Below are 627 nucleotides of genomic sequence, written 5' to 3'. Positions count from 1 at the left end.
ACCAGCTTTATCCTGGCGCTCATTCCGCTCCTCTTGGCGCTTTTGGCTTCCTCAGGCGGAGCTGTATCTGCTGCCTTCTTTCATCCTGTTATCCTCTTCCTGATGAACACGAGCGGTCTCTTGATTCAGAATATCGTCATGCCGCTGATTTTCTTATCAGCGATTCTGAGCATTGTCAGCACCATGACCGAACAATACAAAGTAACGCAGCTGGCTAACCTGCTCAGAAATATCGCTATCGGAGCGCTGGCTGTTTTTCTTACCATCTTTCTCGGCGTCATCTCTGTTCAGGGAGCCTCAGCTGCAGTGACAGACGGCATTACGCTCAGGACGGCTAAATTTATAACCGGAAATTTTATTCCTGTGCTTGGCCGAATGTTTACAGACGCAACAGATACAGTAATCAGCGCCTCTTTACTGCTGAAAAATACGGTAGGGATTCTCGGTGTCGCTATTTTGATCTGTATCGCGGCATTTCCGGCAATCAAAGTGCTTTCCCTCGCTTTTATTTATAAGCTGGCAGCCGCGATTCTTCAGCCGCTAGGAGGCGGGCCCGTCATCACCTGCCTCGACGTCATCAGCAAAAGCGTCATTTATATTTTTGCAGCTCTCGCTATTGTGTCTCTC

At 48.8% G+C, this 627-nt stretch carries 1 protein-coding gene; it reads left to right on the top strand.

Features of this window, described 5'->3' with window-relative positions; all coding sequences use genetic code 11:
- Positions 1 to 627: stage III sporulation protein AE (gene spoIIIAE, locus ACWHAR_RS28765; RefSeq protein ID WP_452088658.1), on the top strand; the 627-nt coding region annotated here is incomplete at both ends.

It is taken from the genome of Bacillus sp. LR--39, from assembly GCF_053613335.1.
The sequence above is the reverse complement of the archived record's forward strand: the minus strand, read 5'-3'. Positions and strand labels throughout refer to the sequence as shown.